A 16,136-nucleotide genomic window follows, 5' to 3' on the forward strand; every position below is an offset into this window, starting at 1 on the left:
CAGGGTTGATTTTTGTTGCATCAGTTTTTTGTTGGTTGCGCTTTGGCGTGGGAAAGTTGGAAAGTTTGAATGTAGGAAAGTTGTTAGAACCTTAATCGTTTCAACTTTCCCACTTTTCAACCCTTAAGGTGACTAATGACTAATTCCTCTGCCTTATCTCCCGAAACATGGCCTTTTAGCCTGGAATTGCTGGCTACTCCTGCTTATATGGTAGGTGGTGCCGTGCGGGATGCCTTGCTGGAACGTCGCCGCGAGTACCTAGATTTGGATTTTGTCCTACTCACAGATGCGGTAAAGACAGCGCGAAAAATTGCCAGTCGCTACAAGGCGGGTTTTGTGCTGCTGGATGCCTCTAGACAGATTGCCAGAGTAGTATTTGACCAAGCAACTGCTGATTTTGCTCAAGCTGAAGGAGCAAATTTGGAGACAGATTTGCGGCGGCGGGATTATACGATGAATGCGATCGCTTACAATCCCCACACAGGCGAACTCATCGATCCCCTCAACGGCTATGCAGATTTGCAACAAGGCATCATCCGGATGGTTTCCCCCAAAAATCTGCAAGATGACCCTTTACGGCTATTAAGAGCCTACCGCCAAGCCGCCCAGCTGGGTTTTATCATTGAACCGGAAACCCTAACCGTAATTCGGCAACTAGCGCCCTTGCTGGGGCAAGTATCAGCAGAACGGGTGCAAGCAGAGTTAGCTTATCTCCTCAATGCCCCTGATGGCACACCCTGGATTATCGCGGCTATTGAGGATGGTTTACTTCAAACTTGGTTTAAGAGTGCCTTTAGCCCCCCTTTTGAAGGGGGGTTGGGGGGATCTCCTAGCCTTCAAGGGGAGTTGGGGGGATCTCCTAGCCCCCCTTTTGAAGGGGGGTTGGGGGGATCTCCTAGCCTTCAAGAGGAGTTGGGCGTATCTCTTAACCTTCAAGAGGAGTTGGGCGGATCAGTCGTCTCTACAAGATTGACAGCCATTGAACCTTCAGCTGTTGTACTAGCCCAAACTTGGGCTGAGTTAGGAAACTTACTCTCCAAACCAGTAGGCGATACCTTAAAAACCTCTTGGTTGGGAATTGCAAAACTGGCAACTCTGCTGTCACCCATCCCTGAACAAGCCGAAGCTGAATTATTAAATTTAAAATACAGTCGCGCTGAAATTCGCGCCCTCACCACTGCAATTAAATACCTACCCCAATTGCAATCATCCCAGATGTCTTTACCAGAACAGTATTTTTTCTTTCGGGGAGTTGGGCAAGTCTTTCCGGCTTTGGTAGTGTTAGCTGTGGCATCTGGGACACCTGTAGAAGAGTTGGCACCCCTGATCAATCTCTACCTCACCCCTGATGACCAAGTTGCCCATCCTACGCCACTCGTAACGGGTACACAGCTAATACAAACTTTTAACTTAAAAGCTGGGCCACAAGTTGGTAAAGTCCTCACCGCGCTGGGATTGGCACGCGCCGAAGGCAAAATATCCACCCCAGCAGAAGCCATAAAATTAGCTTCCCAATTACTTGAGGAGCAGTAATTTTTGGATTACATTAAGAAAATAAAATTACAGAGTAGGGTGAATGCGATCGCACTTACCCTACTCCACAAGGCTTATTGGGTTCTCAATCTTAACCCAACCTAACTATGTCTCAAAGCGACTTAGCACTCTACGCACGAGTCAGATTTAGTAGTTCTTTGGGAGATGCCAGCAAGTCAACTGCTACGAAGAAAATTTTGCCTTGGGGATCTAGTAAGAACCGCCACGCAATGTTCATCCCAACGCTAGCACCGAACCAAGGTGTTTCTACTGTGCCTGTGACTTTATGCTGCGTATAGCCATCTTCTATGCGCTCAGATACGCCCTTCTGTGGGATCATTTTGAGTCCCTGGCATTCTTCACGCATATATGCAGAAATTGCCTCATGACCGACAATCGGCTTCTGGAATGGCGGTTGCAATGCTCCGTTTTCAGCAAATAAAGCCACAGCAGCCTGAAAGTCAAATGCGTTCATGTTCTGAATATAATTCAGCACCGTAGGCTCAGTGATGCCCTCAATTTTGACCTTAGCACGAGAAGCTAGCTCGGTTGGTGTCATCAGGGGATCTTCGGGTTTTGCGTAATCGTTAAGAGCAGGATCAAATCCCATGTTGACTACGGTATTACGCAAAACTGTGATTTGCTGACCCGGATCGAGTTTCTTAATGGTTTCTAGCACTGCTGCGGCTTCAGGAGTCATTTGATAGCCAGGGGGGATGGGAGCGACAATACCCTGTGCCATCAACTCTCCTAATTCATACCAAAAACCTAGTTTGGTGTTGACGCTGAAAGAAGAATAGGAGCGGCTGATGGGAGTGTCAGCACGGTTAGCAAGATCGTTCATGACTTGCGTTTGGGCGGCAGCAGGCATCTGCTTAATTTGGGCTAGTAAACCTTCCGCTAATATCATGCGGGCGGCTCCTGTAGCGGCGCGAGTAATTGAAACACCCATTTCGGTGTAGGCAAACCAAAGTAATGCCAGTTGATCGTCAACGCTGAGCTTATCGAAGGCTTGCGTGGTAGCTGGAACAGCATTAGCTACCTGGGTGGTAGGGAAAATGCCTTGAGCTGTCTCGATCGTATACGTCATGGATGTATTTTTAGATTCGCCAAAAGTGTCAAACCAGAAGCCTCTGGTTTACGAATCTTTCTCTCCTGTAATAAATATATAACAAAAACTTTACATTCTTCAATAAAAGTTTACAAAAGGGAGACTGCGATCGCGCCATCAAGAACTTGCACCAATCGGCTTTCTTCATGCGTGGCGTGAGGTTCATTACTGGATGTAATTGTCTAAGCACTAGAATTGGACGGCTGAAAAACTTGATTCACTCGCTTGCTTCACACGGCTTGCTCCAAGCCATAGCATCCGAGAGCATCTGCTCAATCAAAGGGGCCTTTGCCTGGACGTAGCCCTCTCGATCTAGCCGGAATTGAACAGCCAACTTGCGTTTCAAAGCTTCGTATTGCTTCGCCTTGTCTGGGTGGTGCTGGAGAAAATTGCGGAATAGAAGTTGGTTTTCCCAAACTTCATTTCCCAGCTTCACTAGATGAAGGTGGTGAGTGCGGGGCATTCCTTTACGAAAGAAGTGCCGCCCTGGAATACCCGCCTCACCTTGGTAGACATAGCCGAGTGTTTCCAAAGCTTTGATGTAGGTGGGGCTTGGTGGTAACTCCTCCACGCCTACAAGAATATCGATAATCGGTTTAGCCGCCAATCCTGGTACTGAGGTACTGCCAATGTGTTGAATATCCAAGACAGCATCACCGAGGGCGTTGAGAATCTGGGACTTTTCCTGCTCAAATCGGATAGACCAATTAGCATCGTAATCTACTACTTGGATAGAATCTTCCATAGTTTTCAATTAACTCCTTACCCATCACTAAAGGATTGTTGCTAGAGAACATCCAAGAAACTTTCCCCTGGAAGACTTCGCATCTCCATCTGTTGATTTATCCTGACAGCAGCAGCTAATCCAGAATTCATTGCCCCTTCCACCAAGTTTCCGCCGCACCAATCGCCACAACAAACTAAGGGCAATGGTGTCTCAGCATCAAGGCAATCAATATTCAAAGGATTACTGGGGAAAGCATAACGCCAGCGGTGAATTTGCAACCATTCAGGGGAATCCAGCCCAGGAATTAGCAACTGTGCAGCACGGGATAACATCTGCTGTGCAGCTGAACTTAAATCTTGGGCATCTAAATAACGTTGGGCAAACTCCGCACTGCTTTGCAGAACAAAAATCGGCATTTCTGGATGTTGACGTTTGCTGCTGTCTAAACCAATCCAGGCTAAATCAGAGTCATTTGAGATGTTACAAGCTTTCCAAGTTGGTAGAGGAAATTCCTTGGAATAACCAGCCATAACGCTAAGGCTGGGGTAAAACTCCACAGACCGCAAAATCTCCAGAAATGCTGATGATATAGTTTGGGTTAAAGATTCCAGTAACATCAAAGCTTGAGGCGCTGGAATTGCCACAACCACAGCTTTTGCTGTTAATTCGTCGGCTGTGTCCTCAAAAGTAAGATTCCAAGTTTTTTCCCCTGTGAGACTAAGCGCCTGCACTCGTTGACTCAATCGCATCTCTAGATTAGCAGCTAAAAACTTAGCGATCGCAGTCATTCCAGCAGGTGCCACATAACGAGGATATCGCTTTGCTTCTACTAACTGAGACGGCGATGCAGTATCTAATTCGTAAACAGTATCCGTCCAAACTTCAAGAATATTGCGATCGCATAAAACCCCGACAAACTTTTGCAACAACTCACCTTGTGGTTTTAAATAGCACGTCCCATGATCCGCACAAGTACCCTGCAATCGGCGCGTCGCTACCCGTCCCCCAACACCACGAGATTTGTCAACCACAACTACTTTATATCCAGCTTGGTGCAACTGGTTCGCACAGGTAAGTCCCGCCATTCCAGAACCAATCACAGCTACATCAAACATAGCTTGTTACCCACAGCCTTAAGGTATATATGAGTAGAATAAGGGACAGCACCGCATCTGGGGTCTGGGAGGATTGCAAGTTGGACGAGCTGAGAGCCGCGCTGGAGTTAGCGACAGAAGAAGAATTAGAGCATTTGACGGACATCTTGTTCCGTCGTAAATTTAATCCCTTAGATTACGTTCAGACACCTGAACCAATAGACATCCAAAGTCAAGATCGCGAAAGTTGGTTGGATGCTATCGAAGATAGATTTCGCTTTTTAGCAGCAGATGGAGTGACAGTATTGCGGGGACGCACTGGCGAAGTAACGTATCGCCAAGCTTTGATTCAGGTTTGTCGTTACCTGAAAATCCCCTACTCCGCAGAACTTTCGACTACAGATTTAGAGGCAGAAGTGTTTCTCAACCTGATGGGACGGGTGTGGAAACAACTGCCACGACAAGAACAAAGAGCAATGACTGTAAGAATACAGGGAAGTCTGGCAAATTCTGAATTTTCCGACCCATTGCCAGTAAACTTGCAGCACGATCCTGTAGGTTTACTGGTCAAAGGCGGTAGCGCTTTGGCTGTCAGTTCCATTGTGCAGCCGATATTGCTGCAACAAGTCGCCCGTCAGTTCGCGATTCAGTTTGCCAGCTATCAAGTTGCCAAAGAAACAGTTATTCAAGGCGGTGCGGTGGCGGCGGTACAGTTTCAGAATTATATGGCGCTGCAAACAGCTAAGCGAGGTATGGCGATGAGTGCTGCCCGCTATGGTGCCATGCGGAGTGTATTTGCCTTGGTGGGGCCGGTGATGTGGGGATGGTTTTTTGCCGATTTAGGCTGGAGAGCGATCGCTACTAACTATGGTCGCATTATCCCGATCATTTTTGCCCTAGCACAAATTCGCCTCACTCGCTCAGAGTGCTGGGAAATGGCGTAAAAAGATACTCGTGCGATCGCCCTACCATCCTTAAAAAATCAGGGTGGTTTCATACAACCCTTAGAAAATATCGAAAATTGCGACATTTTGTAGGGGCATGGCAATGCCCCTACCTCCAACCAAAATCAACGTTAAAAAATTTTCTTTTAATAAATAAACTACCCTGCCGACCCTCCTTAAAAAAGGGGGCAGCAAAAGAAAAAGCAAAAAGAAATGAGGAAAATTCTTTTGCCTTCTTCCCAACATCCTGACCCCAGCTTGCAGGCATCTTGGAACTATGCCCAGCTGGGGTTACTAATTTTTCCCTTCATTCCGATTCTGGGTGCCTTGGGAATATTTTTGGCATTGGTAGGCACCTGGAAACAAAAGTATCGCCCAATTATCCGCCGCCCCCTGAACTGGGGATTTGCTCTTTTGAGCGTAATCTTGATTATTTCAGCTGCTTTTGCCTTTAATCGCGCTGAAGCTTTTCTGGGATTGGCTAATTTATTCCCGTTTTTCCTCTTATTTGCCGCTTACAGTCAACTGATCCAAACACCAAATCAGTTGCGGCGACTAGCTTGGATTCTGGTTATTCCTTCAGTACCAGTAGTTATTCTAGGCTTCGGGCAGATATTTTTAGGTTGGGCAACTCCAGCGCAGTTGCAAGGTATCGTGGGTTGGGCGCTTGAACCCAAAGGCAATCCCCCCGGACGCATGGCTTCGGTGTTTATGTATGCCAATATCCTAGCGGCGTATTTGCAAATTGTTTTCATTCTGTCGCTGGGACTGTGGATTGAAGAAACCAAAAGGCAAAAGCACCTCACCCCCAGCCCCTCTCCGCTTGCGGAGAGGGGAGCCGGAGCCGAAGGCGGGGGAAGGTTTCTCGTTCCCAGTCTCCGGCTGGGAATGCCTACCGTGAGGCTCCAGCCTCACTTATCCTTTAGCTTTCTTAGGAATTGGGGGAGACGGAGCCTGCAAAACGTGCATTCCCAGTCAGAGACTCTTAACGAGGGTAAAAAAAGGGATTCTTATTGGTTGCGCTGGGTGTTTTTGAGTGTGGCGGTAATTGGGAATGCGATCGCTCTCATCTTAACCAACTCCCGCAACGCTTGGGCAATTGTTATCGTCAGCTGTCTCGCCTTTGCGCTCTATCAGGGTTGGCGTTGGCTAATTGCCCTAGTCGCAGGTGTGGCTACTACCGTCCTCTGGGCAGCTTTTGGCCCTTCACCTGTGCGAGAATGGCTGCGAATCATTGTCCCAACTTACTTTTGGGAGCGACTCACCGACCACCGTTATCCAGACCGACCAATAGCGTTGTTACGAACAACCCAATGGAAGTTTGCTTGGTCGATGACGCAGCAACGTCCCTGGACTGGTTGGGGGTTAAGAAATTTTACGCCTCTCTATGAGGCAAAAATGCAAATTTGGCTGGGACATCCCCACAGTTTGTTGTTAATGTTAACTGCTGAAACTGGCATCCCAGCAACAATTTTATTTTTTGGATTAGTCGGTTGGGTAATGTCTCAAGGTATCCTGTTATTAGCAAAGATGCACTTCACCGCTTTACCACAAAATAAATTAATTATTTTTAGTTATTTAGTTGCTTTTGGTTGCTGCACTTTATTTAACACTGTAGATGTAACCCTCTTTGATTTACGAGTGAATACTTTGGGCTGGTTGCTGTTAGCAGCAATTTGTGGAGTCGTTTATAAAAAGAAAGCGATCGCTTATCATTTGAATTAGCTTTTTTAGCAAGCGTGGTAATTACTAAGATTTTGAAGTTGGGTCTGAAAATACAAGTAGTTTTTCGGATTGATTACTAAATATTTTTAGATTAATATCACTTTTATGCGGATGAGGTTAGCCGGGAGGCTTGCGCCTTTCAGAAATAGGGAGGAGTTTTTAGTAACAAAATATATCAACTTCTCTCTTGCCCCCTAGAAGGCCTGTGCGGTTCGTTTAAAAGGTAGTCACAGCTCAAATAGGATTGCTATAGAAAATGCAGGAAGTAATTAAAAAAATTTCTACTTTGGGGATGCTTGGAGTAATATTCGTTATCACAATGGCTGCTACAGGCTTGAGTGGCGCTGCCATCGCAATAGTAGCAACTATTAGCGGTTCCGGTGGAATGATGGGAGGTATAGCAGCTATTGGAATCACAGGATTAATTGCCGTTGCTCTAGCTAAATTTAGCATGGAAATAGTAAATCAAATTAAAACCCAACAATCCAAAGTAGCTAATTCTATTTGTAAGGTTACAGAGGAAGTTATAAAAGATTTAGAAAATGTGCCGGGAATGACTTTTGCTGACGAAAGAGATTTTCAGAAATCTAGACCTATATTTACTCTTAGAGATAAAACGGTTGTTAGAACTTGGAAAAACCCGCTAGGAGTCGAGCATATCTTCTTGGCAGATAATAATGGGAAGATAATTTATGGCGGTTTTGTAGGTTGGATTCATTCCGATGGTCTGAAAAAAGCCATTAATAAAATCAGAAAAAATTATACTTGATGTCTTGCGATCGCATCCCCACTCCCCTAACTCTTTACTTCATGCTGAGGGCAGTCGAGGCACAGGTGTCTTAGAATAATTGAAACCTATTCGTAACCAGGCAGAGTGGAGCTGCGGTGACTCATAACAGGGCAACTGCGAACAATGAAAGTCGAAGGATGCCATATCAAACAAACTTGGCAACCAGTCATTATGCCCTGCTGGGGCTGCATCCTTCAGCATCAGCAATCGAAATTCGCCGGGCTTATCGGGAACTCAGCAAGCGCTACCATCCCGATACAACAGACTTGCCAGCTAAAACGGCGACAGCTAAGTTCCAGCAGATCAACGAAGCCTACGCCACCCTCAGCAACCCAGAACGGCGACAGGCTTACGACATGAGAATTGGCTATTCCCGCATCAGCGTGATTCAGGCTCCGGGAAACTTAAACCGTCCAGTGTCACAGCCCAAACCAACTTATTCCTCATCAGCTTACCTCGATCCCACTGACCGCCCCCTATCTGCTGGGGAAATTTTTGCTTTGTTCATCTTGGGTGTAACATTTTTGGGATGCCTGCTGTTAGCGATCGCTATTGGTTTAACACGAGGAGACACCGCTTTCCAAGTTTCCGGGCAGAAAATTCCGCCGCAAGTGTTGCAGCAGATAACCATTAATCAACAGCCTATACCTGGATATATGGCATCCCTTCTGGTGACTCCACAAATCCCAAATTCCAAATCCCAAATCCAAGTATCCATATGACTCTTCCCGCTGCTGATACCCCCCTATACAACCATCCCCTCCCTGAGATCGAGCAGTGGCTTCAAGGGCTAGGATGTCAACAAGACCGTGCAGACCTACACTGTTGGCACATTGCTCGACCTTCGTGGAAAGCCGAATTGTTACTGGATGTGGAAGAGCTAACCGTGCGTTATCTGCAAGCGGGTGAGGGTGGGCGCGATATCCTGCGCTCTTTCAAATACTCCCTCACTCGCCAAGATGTAGAAAACGCCGTTTTTTCTGGGCCTTAAAGAGTTTGCTTCTTTCCAGGTTAGAAAGTTGAAAGTTAGCAAAACAAGCTCAGAGAAACTTGAAACTTAGCAGCTTGACCCCTCAAACCTTACCAAAACGGCGATCGCGTTGTTGATAGACACACAACGCCCGATGAAACTCCGTCCGGTCAAAATCAGGCCACAGCGTCTCTGTAATATAGAGTTCCGCATAAGCCATTTGCCACAGCAGGAAATTCGAGACGCGCATTTCGCCACTGGTACGGATTAATAAGTCGGGATCGCCCACATTGGAAGTGTAGAGATGCTTTTCAAACAAAGCTTCATCAATTTGATCTGGCTGGAGCAAACCTTGCTGCACAGAGGTAGCGATCGCTCGACAAGCTTGCAAAATTTCCTCACGACCGCCATAATTCATTGCCACCGTAAATTGAATGCTGCGATTGTGCTGGGTTTCGGTCATTGAGCGCTCAATCTCAGCTTGAAGGCCTCGCGGTAATGCCCCCAGATTCCCCATAAAGTTGATTTTCACATTTTCCTGCACCATCTCCCGCAGCTCTTGCCGCAAGACCCGATCGAACAGCGTCATCAAAAAATCAACTTCATCCAGCGGACGCCCCCAATTTTCCGTAGAAAAAGCATAAGCCGTCAGTGCTGGAATACCCCAATCCTTACAGCAGCGCAGCAATTCCTTAAGCGCATCGACTCCCCGCCGATGACCCATAATCCGGGGTAGACCCTGACGCTTTGCCCAGCGCCCATTTCCATCCATAATTACCGCTACGTGCTTTGGCAGGCGGGTTTCATCCAGGTCAGCAGGCAGATTTTGTAAGACAGTTGGTTTTGGAGTCATTTCTTGTCACGAGAAGCCGGAGATACAAGACGGAGCAAGCGCAAAATCAGTGCCTTTCCCTTATCGCTAATCTGGCGTCCTAAACTGCGTAGACTTGGGGCGACGGCTCCCTCCTCGATTGACGGCGAGAAACGCGCTTCTAACAGTTCTTTCAGCTTACTGCTGGTGAGGGGACGATTTAGGCTCCCCCGCTCCGCTAAGGAAATGGAGCCTGTTTCTTCAGATACAACGACACACAGGCAATTTTCGACTCGCTCGGTAATTCCCATTGCCGCCCGGTGTCGCGTTCCCAGCTGGCGCGATGCCGTGCGCTCAGAAAGGGGCAGAATCACCCCAGCAGCCATAATACGGGAACCACTGATAAACACTGCACCGTCGTGCAATAGGGTAGATGTCTGAAAGATGGTTTGCAAGAGTTCTTTTGAAACTTCAGCATCCAGCTTGACACCCTGAACGGAAAAATCGCGCTCATCAATCGTCCCACTCGTTTCCAGAATCATCAAGGCACCAGTACGGTTTTGAGACAGTTCTTTAACGGCATCCACAATTTCATCAACCACGCTATCAGCCTTGGGGACTGCTCGGCGGGAAGGTTGCAGCAACTGCACAATTTCTCCCCTGCCTAATTGTTCCAGAAAGCGCCGAAACTCTGACTGGAAGATCACAGCCATCGCCACAGCCGAGCCAACTACCAACTTTTCCAGCACAAAACTCAAAAGCACTAGCCCCAGTCGATTACTCACCGCTGAGGCCAACATTAAGACAATTAAACCCCGTACCATCCACAACGTGCGGCGCTCCCCAATAAACAGGAGTACCAGATACGTGAGGACTAGAACTAATACAATATCAAGGCTTTGAAGCACCAAGGCAGAAGTTCCGGCAGGGTCTTGACCAGGACCCGAATTCATTGAACTTTAATGGGATTTGCTGAAGTTTGCACCGATAGGTTAAAAGGCAAAAGGCAATTATAGCTACTCAACTTTAGTTATTTGTCAGAGTCTAAATCTAGTGTAACTGCGGTTACATCCTGCCAATCAGCTAAAAGCTAATCGCTATTTTTATTTTTTCCTTTGCTTGCTTGAGTTTTTTAGCTCTAAGGTTCGATTTTAGGTGACGCGCTTTTGGGCGATTAAGTAGGTGAACATATTTAAACTAAACATAGCTGTTTTCTACCCAGTCCGGCATCGCTTCGGAATATATAACGCTTCTCGTTTGAGTCAACTAAAATCAGACCTCACCCGCAACCCCTCCCGAAATAGGGCTGCGGGGCTAATTTCCAAGCCTCTCTCCGGAATCGGAGAGAGGCCAAAATAGCGAGATAGTTTTCAGGAGATTTGGTGGGCAAAAGCCCACCAAACGTTTAATTAGGTTTACCCAATTAGCCGAAAACTGCCTAAAAGTCAATTCCCAACAGCTAATCGGTCAGGTACGCGATCCTGCCGAATTAAATCTTGGTAGGTTTCCCGCTGTAGAATCAGGTTGGCTTCTCCCTGACCTACTAAAACTGCTGCCGGACGAGGCAATCGATTGTAATTAGATGCCATGCTGTAATTGTAGGCACCTGTATCCATGACTACCAAGATATCTCCAGGCTCAGTTTTAGGTAGAGCCGCTTCTTTAATTAGAATGTCTCCAGATTCGCAGTGTTTACCAGCAAGGGTGACTGTTTGGGTAATCGGTTCTGACATCCGGTTGGCAACTACCGTGCGATAAATTGATTGGTAGGTGATGGGACGCGGATTGTCAGACATACCGCCATCAACGGAGACGTAGGTGCGGATGTCTGGAACAACTTTTGTGGAACCTACGGTGTAAGCTGTGACGCAGGCGGAACCAATTAGCGATCGCCCTGGTTCACACAGTAACTTAGGTAAAGGTATTTGTTGAGCTTGGCACGCTTGGGTAATCCCATCGCTGACGGTTTTTACCCAGTCCTCAATACTGGGGGGATCGTCGGATTCGGTGTAACGAATTCCTAAGCCCCCGCCGATGTTTAACTCGGTGACTGGCAAACCTAACTTGGCAGCTTTCCCAAACCACTGCACGATGACACCAGCTAAATCTTCATGGGGTTGGAGTTCAAAGATTTGTGAACCGATATGAGCGTGTAAACCGATACAGTGTAGGTTTGGCTGCTGAGTGATAAAAGCAAATACTTCTTCTAGTTGATTGGGATCGAAGCCAAATTTGCTGTCCAGGTGTCCGGTGCGAATATATTCGTGAGTGTGACACTCGATCCCAGGAGTAAACCGCAGCATGATGCGGATTGGGGCTGGGGACTGGGGGCTGGGGACTGGGGACTGGGGACTGGGGACTGGGGACTGGGGAAAAGATTCTTGCTTGGTTCTCAGCCCGGCGACAGTTTTCAATTCTAGCCAGTTGTCTACGACAATGGTGCAGCCAGATTCTACAGCCAGAGTCAGTTCTTCAAGCGATTTATTGTTACCGTGGAAATAAATTTTGTCGGGACTGACACCAGCTTTTAGGGCGGTGTAGAGTTCGCACCCAGATACTACGTCAATTCCCAAGCCTTCCGAACGAGCGATCGCGCAAACAGCTAGGCAACTCCATGCTTTAGAAGCATACAGCACCTGAGAAGACCCGGCATAATGACGCTTCAAACCATCCCGATACTGACGACAAGCTGTTCGCAGCGTTTCTTCGTCCAAAATATAAAGTGGCGAACCAAATTGCTGGACAAGTGTCGTTACATCACATCCGCCAATTTCCAGACAATCCTGACTGTTGACTTTAGATGTCAGGGGCAAAAGTTCCTGATTTGGCGAGGGAGTTTCCTGAGTTTCTGTCGGAGTCGGTAGATACTTACGTCCAGAATTCTGAACCCCGACATTTGGTGTCAATAACATGATCTGATATTTGTCCTTGCTTAACAGGCATCGAGTGCGTCTTGTTTTTTAGTGTACAATTGTTAACTGTGAATTTTTTAGAACTTAAGCCACTAACAGCAGACCAGCTAAGTGCGGTAGTGGAGCTAGATAAACTTTGTTTTGGTGAACTGTGGACTCTAGATGGTTACAAGCGAGAGCTAGAAAGTCCCAATAGTGACTTGCTGATCATGGTCAGCGAATCATCAGCGATCGCGCAATTGTCTAGTTGTGAGTTGTCAGGTTCAAACAACCCTACCTTCCCACCTGACAACGTTCAAACTATAGTAGGATTGTGTTGCCTCTGGGCAATTTTGGAGGAGGCGCACATCACAATTCTGGCGGTTCATCCAGAGTACCGGGGCTTGGGATTGGGTCAGGCGATGCTTTACGCTTTACTCAAAAGTGCTTGGGAACGCGGACTAGAATGGGCAACCCTAGAAGTGAGAACTTCTAATCAAGCAGCACGTTCTCTTTACGAGAAGTTTGGCTTTGAGGAAGTAGGCAGACGGCGGCATTATTACAAAGATACTGGTGAAGATGCGCTAATTTTATGGCGCGGCGGTCTTCAGAAACCAGAATTTAAACAGACTTTAAGCGATTGGTACTTGACCGCCTCCCATCGCCTCGCTGCATCTGGCTTTACATTTTCAGTATTTTAACCTACCTCTAAAGGTTAAAAAATTTAAAGTTTCTAACCTTAGATAGTAGACTTCCCTAATCCCAACTAATTAGATAGGGAAACCGTAACAAATAAATTGTGGGATTGCTGATTATCTGCAAGGTAACAGCCTCACAAAAACCCTATGTTAGAATCACGTTACAGGCACGCAGCAGGGAAATAACAAGCCGCCATGTTTGAACGCTTCACAGAAAAAGCCATTAAAGTAATCATGTTGGCCCAGGAAGAAGCACGTCGCCTGGGACATAACTTCGTGGGTACGGAGCAGATCCTCCTGGGTCTAATTGGAGAAGGTACTGGTGTCGCCGCCAAAGTCCTGAAATCAATGGGGGTAAACCTCAAAGATGCCAGGATAGAGGTGGAAAAAATCATCGGTCGCGGTTCCGGCTTTGTGGCGGTAGAAATTCCGTTCACCCCCAGAGCCAAGCGCGTTTTAGAGTTATCTTTAGAAGAAGCTCGTCAGCTAGGGCATAACTACATTGGAACGGAACACCTGCTTCTGGGTCTAATCCGGGAAGGTGAAGGGGTGGCGGCGAGAGTTCTGGAAAACTTAGGCGTAGACCTCTCGAAGGTGCGGACGCAAGTAATTAGAATGTTGGGAGAGACGGCAGAAGTCGGCGCACCAACTTCCGGCGGACGCACGAAGACACCAACCTTAGATGAGTTTGGCTCCAATCTAACTCAAATGGCATCTGAGGGCAAGCTTGATCCAGTAGTTGGTCGGGCAAAGGAAATTGAACGGGTAATTCAGATTCTGGGACGCAGAACGAAGAATAACCCAGTATTGATTGGGGAACCAGGAGTCGGGAAAACTGCGATCGCAGAAGGTTTGGCCTCAAGAATCGCCAACAACGATATCCCAGATATTCTGGAAGATAAGCGCGTCGTCACTCTGGATATTGGTTTGCTGGTAGCAGGCACCAAATACCGGGGTGAATTTGAAGAACGCTTAAAGAAAATCATGGATGAAATCCGCTCGGCGGGGAATGTAATTCTCGTGATTGACGAGGTACATACCTTGATTGGTGCGGGTGCAGCAGAAGGTGCCATCGACGCAGCAAACATTCTGAAACCTGCCTTGGCAAGAGGTGAATTGCAGTGCATCGGCGCAACGACGCTGGATGAATACCGCAAGCACATTGAGCGGGATGCAGCCTTAGAGCGGAGATTCCAGCCAGTAATGGTAGGAGAGCCGACAGTTACCGAAACAATTGAAATTTTGTATGGTTTGCGCGAACGTTACGAGCAACACCACAAACTGAAAATCTCTGATGAGGCGGTGGAAGCTGCTGCTAAGCTTTCAGACCGTTACATCTCCGACCGTTACTTGCCAGACAAAGCAATTGACCTAATTGATGAAGCGGGTTCGCGAGTGCGCCTGATTAACTCGCAGCTTCCACCAGCCGCGAAGGAACTAGATAAAGAACTGCGTCAAGTTCTCAAAGACAAAGACGACGCAGTGCGGAGTCAGGACTTCGACCGAGCCGGGGAACTGCGCGATCGCGAAATGGAAATTAAAGCAGAAATCCGCGCGATCGCTAACGCGAAGAAAACCGAGTCTACCACTCGCGATGACAGTGCCTCACCCGTCGTCACCGAAGAAGACATCGCCCAAATTGTAGCTTCTTGGACAGGAGTCCCTGTGAACAAACTCACAGAATCTGAATCCGAGAAACTGCTGCACATGGAAGATACCCTACACAACCGCCTCATCGGTCAAGAAGAGGCTGTCAAAGCGGTATCTCGCGCCATTCGTCGCGCACGGGTAGGACTGAAGAATCCCAACCGACCGATTGCCAGCTTTGTCTTCTCTGGCCCCACCGGAGTAGGTAAGACAGAATTAGCGAAATCTTTGGCAGCATACTTCTTCGGATCAGAAGAAGCGATGATTCGCCTGGATATGTCGGAATACATGGAGCGACACACAGTTTCTAAACTGATTGGTTCGCCTCCAGGGTATGTCGGTTACAACGAAGGCGGACAGCTCACCGAAGCAGTGCGCCGTCGTCCATATACCGTGGTGCTATTCGACGAAATTGAGAAAGCACACCCAGATGTCTTCAATATGCTGCTGCAAATCTTGGAAGACGGTCGCCTGACTGATGCCAAGGGACGCACAGTGGACTTCAAGAACACCTTGCTGATTCTTACCTCCAACATCGGTTCTAAGGTGATAGAAAAAGGTGGCACAGGCTTAGGCTTCTTCGATACTCAAGAAAACGAAGCAGAGGCACAATACACCCGGATTCGGTCACTGGTGAACGAGGAACTGAAGCAATACTTCCGTCCAGAGTTCCTGAACCGTCTCGACGAGATCATCGTCTTCCGCCAATTGACGAAGGACGAGGTGAAGGAAATCTCCGACATCATGCTCAAAGAGGTGATGGGACGACTTGCGGAGCAGGGAATCACCTTGGAAGTTACGGAACGCTTCAAGGATCGCCTAGTGGAGGAGGGGTATAATCCCAGCTACGGTGCGCGTCCACTGCGCCGAGCCATCATGCGCCTCTTGGAGGACAGCTTAGCCGAAGAAATCTTGAGCGGTCGGATTTCCGATGGCGACACGGCGGTTGTTGATGTCGATGAAACCACCAAGGAAGTGAAAGTGCTGCAAGGAGAAAAGCGAGAGCTGTTACCCCAAGCCGCAGAATAAAAGCTCTTGAGTTATTAATTCAAGATTCATAGCTTTCACGCTGGCTAAAAACTAAAAAGAAGGTAGAGAAACGATGGTTTCTCTACCTTCTTTTATATGTGGCTTGCTTTGATTAAAGTCCTGTATCATGTCCAAAGTTAGGAATTTCTAACTCATAACTCAAGAC

14 protein-coding genes are annotated in these 16,136 nt (G+C 47.5%); 8 read left to right on the top strand and 6 right to left on the bottom strand.

The features are described 5' to 3' along the window. The first annotated feature begins 135 nt into the window (after positions 1-135). Entirely contained in the window at positions 136-1,533 is a 1,398-nt protein-coding gene (locus H6F74_RS01335) for a CCA tRNA nucleotidyltransferase (RefSeq protein WP_190435131.1), read from the top strand. Positions 1,534-1,663: 130 nt separating this feature from the next. Here the strand turns inward: H6F74_RS01335 and H6F74_RS01340 are convergent, their stop codons facing one another. The 3 genes from H6F74_RS01340 to H6F74_RS01350 form a co-directional block, all read right to left on the bottom strand. Further along, a complete protein-coding gene (locus H6F74_RS01340; RefSeq protein WP_190435134.1) occupies positions 1,664-2,623 on the bottom strand; it encodes an orange carotenoid protein N-terminal domain-containing protein in 960 nt (319 codons plus the stop codon). 238 nt (positions 2,624-2,861) lie between these two features. Next, the gene (locus H6F74_RS01345) at positions 2,862-3,389 is read right to left on the bottom strand and encodes a GrpB family protein (RefSeq protein ID WP_190435137.1); all 528 of its coding nucleotides are present in this window, start codon (positions 3,387-3,389) and stop codon (positions 2,862-2,864) included. A gap of 41 nt (positions 3,390-3,430) precedes the next feature. Beyond that, entirely contained in the window at positions 3,431-4,486 is a 1,056-nt protein-coding gene (locus H6F74_RS01350) for an FAD-dependent oxidoreductase (RefSeq protein WP_190435140.1), read from the bottom strand. An 80-nt stretch (positions 4,487-4,566) separates the two neighbouring features. Here H6F74_RS01350 and H6F74_RS01355 point away from each other — a divergent pair, with 80 nt between their 5' ends. From H6F74_RS01355 to H6F74_RS01375, 5 genes are all read left to right on the top strand, one after another. After that, on the top strand, positions 4,567-5,409 hold the full coding sequence (locus tag H6F74_RS01355; RefSeq protein WP_190435229.1) for a YaaW family protein: 843 nt from the start codon (positions 4,567-4,569) through the stop codon (positions 5,407-5,409). 213 nt (positions 5,410-5,622) lie between these two features. Then, positions 5,623-7,134: an O-antigen ligase family protein gene (locus tag H6F74_RS01360; RefSeq protein WP_190435143.1), complete on the top strand. Its 1,512-nt coding sequence runs from the start codon at positions 5,623-5,625 to the stop codon at positions 7,132-7,134. Positions 7,135-7,390: 256 nt separating this feature from the next. Next, positions 7,391-7,903: a hypothetical protein gene (locus tag H6F74_RS01365; protein WP_190435147.1), complete on the top strand. Its 513-nt coding sequence runs from the start codon at positions 7,391-7,393 to the stop codon at positions 7,901-7,903. A 158-nt stretch (positions 7,904-8,061) separates the two neighbouring features. Next, entirely contained in the window at positions 8,062-8,646 is a 585-nt protein-coding gene (locus H6F74_RS01370) for a J domain-containing protein (protein ID WP_190435150.1), read from the top strand. Further along, a complete protein-coding gene (locus tag H6F74_RS01375; RefSeq protein ID WP_190418703.1) occupies positions 8,643-8,915 on the top strand; it encodes a DUF3143 domain-containing protein in 273 nt (90 codons plus the stop codon). The genes H6F74_RS01370 and H6F74_RS01375 overlap by 4 nt, the downstream gene beginning before the upstream one ends. 82 nt (positions 8,916-8,997) lie before the next feature. Here the strand turns inward: H6F74_RS01375 and H6F74_RS01380 are convergent, their stop codons facing one another. From H6F74_RS01380 to lysA, 3 genes are all read right to left on the bottom strand, one after another. Beyond that, positions 8,998-9,747, bottom strand: coding sequence for an isoprenyl transferase (locus H6F74_RS01380; protein WP_190435153.1), 750 nt, complete (start codon positions 9,745-9,747; stop codon positions 8,998-9,000). After that, on the bottom strand, positions 9,744-10,658 hold the full coding sequence (gene cdaA / locus H6F74_RS01385; RefSeq protein WP_190435156.1) for a diadenylate cyclase CdaA: 915 nt from the start codon (positions 10,656-10,658) through the stop codon (positions 9,744-9,746). The genes H6F74_RS01380 and cdaA overlap by 4 nt, the downstream gene beginning before the upstream one ends. A gap of 492 nt (positions 10,659-11,150) precedes the next feature. Beyond that, on the bottom strand, positions 11,151-12,617 hold the full coding sequence (gene lysA, locus H6F74_RS01390; RefSeq protein WP_190435159.1) for a diaminopimelate decarboxylase: 1,467 nt from the start codon (positions 12,615-12,617) through the stop codon (positions 11,151-11,153). A gap of 68 nt (positions 12,618-12,685) precedes the next feature. Here lysA and rimI point away from each other — a divergent pair, with 68 nt between their 5' ends. Then, positions 12,686-13,297, top strand: coding sequence for a ribosomal protein S18-alanine N-acetyltransferase (gene rimI, locus H6F74_RS01395; RefSeq protein WP_190435162.1), 612 nt, complete (start codon positions 12,686-12,688; stop codon positions 13,295-13,297). Positions 13,298-13,489: 192 nt separating this feature from the next. Beyond that, entirely contained in the window at positions 13,490-15,970 is a 2,481-nt protein-coding gene (locus H6F74_RS01400) for an ATP-dependent Clp protease ATP-binding subunit (protein ID WP_190435165.1), read from the top strand. Positions 15,971-16,136 lie beyond the last annotated feature (166 nt).

Origin of the sequence: Trichocoleus sp. FACHB-90, assembly GCF_014695505.1 — a bacterium.
In the GTDB taxonomy this organism is placed as follows: domain Bacteria; phylum Cyanobacteriota; class Cyanobacteriia; order Cyanobacteriales; family FACHB-T130; genus Funiculus; species Funiculus sociatus.